A 4,237-nucleotide genomic window follows, 5' to 3' on the forward strand; every position below is an offset into this window, starting at 1 on the left:
CTTGCAGCTATCGCGCGGGAACTGAATATCCGAAAAATGACCTGCGGCAAAATCAGAATTGCGGCAGGTCTTCCTCTTACTTGGGTCAGTGGTCAGCGGGACGAGTTCAGGGACTATCTGATGCAGAACAAAGCCGTAGACTTCTCGTTCCGAAATGTTTCCTACCATGTGGAGATTGTGGGCGTGGATGTATTTCCCCAGGGCTTTGCGGCGGTGGCAGACCGGCTTTCTGACTTTCGGGGCGTAAACATGATCTGCGATATTGGAAACGGTACGATGAACATCATGTTCATCAATGACAAAAAGCCGGTTTCCGGGAATATGTTTACGGAGAAATACGGTACGCACCAGTGCCTGCTGGCCGTGCGGGAGAATGTCATGCGTGCGCATCACACCACCGTGGATGAGGCGATTATCAACAGGGTGTTCCGCTTTGGTACGGCAGAAATTAAGGAGGATTATCTGAAAACCATTACCGACACGGCCACTGATTATGTGGAGGGCATTTTTCAGAGACTTCGTGAGCACGAGTACAACCCGGAGCTGATGAGGCTGTATGTTCTCGGCGGCGGCAGCTGCCTGATCCGCAACTTCGGTGTGTACGATGCTTCCCGTGTGACCATCAACGATGACATCTGCGCCACGGCGAAGGGGTATGAATATCTCGCACAGCTGAGCTTTAGGAGAGGAACACCACAATGAGCTATAAGCGAATCAGCATCCGGTTTAATTTGGACATCGAGGATGAAAGAAACGCATGGGAACTGCTGCATAGCAGCAGCTGTGGGCCGATCAACAAAGAAGTGATTGATTCAATCAATACCGCACACAAGCTTTCGACCCTTGAGGCTCTTTTGAGAAAGGTTATTTCAGAAGAACTTCGTAATATTTCACTCCACATTCCTTTTGAGCCGGATACGGATTCTGCATCTGATGAGAACGAAAGTAGCATCATGGATTTCCTCGAAAGCTTCTAATGGCATCAATTTGGAGCCAATTTCAGCTATCTTGATACACCGTGGCATCAATTTGGAGCCACATGAACAGGGATACTTTCTTCGGTCTGTCAGATGACCCGTAGGAACAAGAGTGAGATTTAGGACTGCCGTTTCAACAGAAAAAGCCTATTTGAACTACACAGAACAAGAATGAAATATGGGGTTCTCGTGGCATTGTCTTAACAAGCAACGAATCTGTCCGTACAGATTCCGCTTGTCTGGGGCAATGCCCCTGAAACCCCAACGGAAAGGATGAGTGTTTTTGAGAAAAAGAAATTGCAGAGTGGAGGTTTGCTTCACAAAGGATGAACTGTCCGTGCTTTCCAAAAAAGCAAAGAAAGCAGGGCTGTCCATCGGCGGCTTTGTTCGCCGCAGCGTAGCCGATAAGGAAATTAAGGAAGCGCCGCCTGCGGATATCCCCATGCTGCTTCGGGCCATGCGGCAGGCGGGGTACAATCTGGATCAGACCTTGAAGAGATTCAACACCACCAATGTGCCGGATATGCCCCAGTTCAGAAAGGACTTGGAGGGAATCAGAGCCGCCACGAAAATGGTATCTGATGCGTACACCTCCGATTATCAGTAATGGCGGTTACATCAATCTGGCCCATAAAAGGACGGGTGGACAAGGTCATCAATTATGCCCGCAATCCGGAGAAAACGCATGACAAGGAAAGGCTCTCGGAGCTTCATGAAATCGAAGGCGTGGTGGAATATGCTGCCGATGAAATGAAAACCGAGAAAAGAGCCTATGTCACCTGCCTCCGTCTCCACAGCGAGGAAACGGCGGCGCAGGAGTTCATGGAGACAAAGCGGCTGATGCATAATGAGGGCGGCAGGTCCTGCTATCACGGTTATCAGTCCTTTAAGGCAGATGAAGTGGATGCAGATACGGCACACAGCATTGGTGTCGCCCTTGCCAGAGAGTTATGGGGCGATCGCTTTCAGGTCGTGATCGCTACCCACTGCAACACCGGGCATTATCACAATCACTTTGTCATAAACTCCGTTTCCGATGTGGACGGTAAGAAGTTCTATAACTCACCGGCGGATTACAGACGGATGCGGGAGGTCTCCGACCGGCTGTGCCGGGAAGCCAGGATTTCCGTGATAGAGTACCCTGCCGACCGCAGAGCCAATTACGGAGAATGGCTGGCCGAGAAGAACGGCAAGCCGACCATGCGCAGCAGAATACGCGAGGATATTGACAGGGCGATCCTCGCCTCGACTACGGAGCGTGAGTTCCAGCGTGTCATGAAGGAAATGGGCTACGAGGTGATTACAAAAACGCCGAAGGGCTCGCCGAGGGTCCACCCCATTGTAAGGATCGTGGACGGCGGGAAGAACTTCCGCTTGGACAAGCTGGGTGAATACTACGAGCTGGATTCCCTCAAGCAGCGGATTCAGAACAATTATCGCCGCAAGACGCCTTTCCCCGAGGTGGCGGAGGACACGAAAGCGCCCTATTACCAATACAAGGAGAAAGCAAAGAAGGCAACCGGCCTTTACGCCCTGTACCTATATTACTGTTATGAGCTTCACATCATCGTGCATCAGCCGGCATCTGTAAAAAGGGTGTCGGCTTTTTTGCGTGAGGATGTGACAAAGCTCGACAGATACATTGCTCAGGCGGATTTCCTTGCCAAAACAGGAATTGAAACTGTGGAGGCTCTTGCCGGCTATAAAGCCGAAAAGGAAAAGCAAGTGGAAGCTTTGACGCAGCAGCGCACGGGACTGAAAAATGAACTGAAGCGGTACCTAAGAAAAGAAGATTTCCAAAGTGCCGAAGCAACCAGAGCCCGGATCGCAGAGCTGACCGCAGAGCTGAAAGCCTGCCGAAAGGAAATCGCGCTGTGCAGCGACATCGCTGACAGGTCGGAACAGGTTCGTAAGAATCTTGAGCAAATCGAGCAGCAGAAAATCGAACGAAAGGAGAAAACGGAAAATGAGTTACTCGTCAGGGGAAGCAGCCGAGCAGGTCGTGAGGATGACGCTCAACGGCGTTGAGGTGGCTGCAAAAATCAGCGGGAAGGCCGCTGAGCGTTTGGCAGTTTTGCTTTATGCGGTGCTGAAGGATCAGAAAAAGACACGCGGGAAAACAAGGCTCAACAGTATGCTCCGCAGCGGAAAGGAACTCAAGGTCTTTGCCATTGGCGACAGAGACCTTGAAAAGTTCTGCCGTGAGGCAAAGAAGTACGGCATCCTGTATTGCGTTTTGAAGGACAAAACGGCGAACGACGGCCACACCGATGTGTTTGTCCGCGCAGAGGACGCAAGCAAGATCAACCGCATTTTTGACCGTTTCGGCATTGCCACCGCAGACATCGGCTCGGCGCGCACCGAAATCGTCAAGGCAAAGGAGGAACAGAAGGACGCGGACATTCCAGTCCCCGACCGCAGCACCACGGAAAAGGACAAGGAGGAAGCCTTCCTGGATGCGCTTCTTGCCCCTGCGCCCAATAAGGAGGAGGCGCAAACGCAAAACCCCACGCAAGGCCCGGCTGCGAAATCCCGTCCGTCCGAGCCTACATCAAATCAGCGCGAGAAAACCGTCAGGGGTATCTCTGATCCTACGGAACGCTCCCGCCCATCTGTCCGGCAGGAAATGAAGGAGATCCGGGAGGAGCAGAGACAGAGGACGAGCTCCGCGCAGAAAACCAAGGACGAGCCCAACAGAACCTCTGAGCACAGGCCCGTGCCGAAAAAGAAAAAAGACAAGGAGAGATGACCATGGCAAACTATGATGATATTTTCAATGCCTCCGCGCAGGAGGGTACGGAGGATAAGAGCTTCGTTTCCTTCGACAAGGATGCGTGGGCTGCGCAGAAAAAGCAGGAGCGCGAGAGCGCTTTTGCCATGATTGATGAGACTGCACAGCGCATGGCAAATGACGGTAGCCTCTTCCAATCCTATCTGGATGTGCAGGCGCGTTTTGACCGCTACTCTGTGGGCAATGTGGTTCTGATCACAGCCCAGAAAGCCGACGCCACCCAGCTTTCGGATTTTAAGGGCTGGAAGAATAACGGCGTGTTCATCAAAAAGGGCGAAAGCGGAATCGTATTGCTGGAACCCGGCGAGGAATACACCAAGGAGGATGGCACCGTGGGTGTCAGCTACAACTCCAAGAAGGTGTTCGACATTTCCCAGACGACCGCAAAGGCCAAGGACCGCCCCGCAATGAAGCGGGACGAGCGGCTGCTTCTGAAAGCCATCATCCACAATGCACCTTGCCCCATCGA

Annotated in this window: 6 protein-coding genes; all 6 read left to right on the top strand. The window is 52.3% G+C overall.

The genetic code is table 11. The features are described from left to right. Nucleotides 1-702, top strand: a 702-nt coding sequence (locus IAG03_RS13855) for a ParM/StbA family protein (protein ID WP_249320702.1), incomplete at its 5' end; no start/stop codon positions are given. Further along, nucleotides 699-977 carry a hypothetical protein gene (locus tag IAG03_RS13860; protein ID WP_249320703.1) on the top strand — a complete coding sequence of 93 codons (279 nt, stop codon included), beginning with the start codon at nt 699-701 and terminating at the stop codon, nt 975-977. The genes IAG03_RS13855 and IAG03_RS13860, both read left to right, overlap by 4 nt. A gap of 283 nt (nt 978-1,260) precedes the next feature. Beyond that, a complete protein-coding gene (locus IAG03_RS13865; protein WP_249320705.1) occupies nt 1,261-1,584 on the top strand; it encodes a plasmid mobilization protein in 324 nt (107 codons plus the stop codon). Continuing rightward, nucleotides 1,584-3,005, top strand: a complete 1,422-nt coding sequence (locus IAG03_RS13870) for a relaxase/mobilization nuclease domain-containing protein (protein ID WP_249320707.1) — start codon at nt 1,584-1,586, stop codon at nt 3,003-3,005. The genes IAG03_RS13865 and IAG03_RS13870 overlap by 1 nt, the downstream gene beginning before the upstream one ends. After that, the gene (locus IAG03_RS13875; protein ID WP_249320709.1) at nt 2,944-3,726 is read left to right on the top strand and encodes a PcfB family protein; all 783 of its coding nucleotides are present in this window, start codon (nt 2,944-2,946) and stop codon (nt 3,724-3,726) included. Before IAG03_RS13870 ends, IAG03_RS13875 begins: the two co-directional genes overlap by 62 nt. Before the next feature lie 2 nt (nt 3,727-3,728). Then, nucleotides 3,729-4,237: ArdC-like ssDNA-binding domain-containing protein (locus tag IAG03_RS13880; protein ID WP_488169042.1), on the top strand; the 509-nt coding region annotated here is incomplete at its 3' end.

This window comes from Yeguia hominis (assembly GCF_014384705.1).
In the GTDB taxonomy this organism is placed as follows: domain Bacteria; phylum Bacillota; class Clostridia; order Oscillospirales; family Acutalibacteraceae; genus Yeguia; species Yeguia hominis.

Excerpts from the sequence above, each read along its gene's own strand:
- IAG03_RS13860 (WP_249320703.1), top strand. The coding sequence starts at position 699 with ATGAGCTATAAGCGAATCAGCATCCGGTTTAATTTGGACATCGAGGAT.
- IAG03_RS13870 (WP_249320707.1), top strand. The coding sequence starts at position 1,584 with ATGGCGGTTACATCAATCTGGCCCATAAAAGGACGGGTGGACAAGGTC.
- IAG03_RS13875 (WP_249320709.1), top strand. The coding sequence starts at position 2,944 with ATGAGTTACTCGTCAGGGGAAGCAGCCGAGCAGGTCGTGAGGATGACG.